Here is a 610-nt window from a genome sequence, read left to right on the forward strand (position 1 = left end):
GCGGAGGCACGTCAATTGGTAGGTACAGTGTTGGCAAGATTAGCTGTACAGCTTCATCCCATGCGTTATCAGTACCGTGACCATAAAAAAGATTCGCGGCGTTGAAACGGCTCACTGTCCAACGAATCATATCTTGAAGCGTGTGAAGCTCTGATACCGCTTCTTCTACAAAAATCTTATCCAAAATTGCCTCCGAAAAGCGCTACAATACTGCCAATAACATTTTATTCTACGTAGTTAATAACCCGATGAGCAAAAAAGACACCGATTTCGATGATGATTTCGCCCTTTTTAGGGATGCAGTACAAGGCGTAAAAAAGTTGCGACAGGATACCATAGTCCAGCAACCAAAAAGAAATACTAAGCAAAAAGAAATCAAGCGTAGTGCTCGTGAAGCCAGCGATACGGAGTTTTACTTCTCAGATGAGTTTGTGCCTCTGCTCAACGAAGATGGCCCAACTCGTTATGCACGTGATGATGTGTCTCAGTATGAAGTCAAACGACTACGCCGAGGCGTGTATGTGCCCGATGTTTTTCTCGATATGCATGGCATGACACAACAAGAAGCCAAACGTGAATTAGGCGCGATGATCGCGTACTGCATCAAAAA

The 610-nt window shown here is 44.3% G+C and carries 1 protein-coding gene and 1 pseudogene; one reads left to right on the forward strand and one right to left on the reverse strand.

What is annotated here, in order from left to right; translation table 11 throughout:
- Nucleotides 1-184 (reverse strand): annotated as a pseudogene (locus tag VNE01S_RS18800) (50S ribosomal protein L3 N(5)-glutamine methyltransferase); the annotation flags it as partial.
- 64 nt (nt 185-248) lie between these two features.
- Between VNE01S_RS18800 and smrB the strand changes: the two are divergent.
- On the forward strand, nt 249-610 hold a 362-nt coding region (gene smrB, locus VNE01S_RS18805), incomplete at its 3' end, for an endonuclease SmrB (protein WP_061781666.1).

The sequence above is a fragment of the Vibrio nereis NBRC 15637 genome, assembly GCF_001591105.1.
GTDB classification, from domain to species: Bacteria; Pseudomonadota; Gammaproteobacteria; order Enterobacterales; family Vibrionaceae; genus Vibrio; species Vibrio nereis.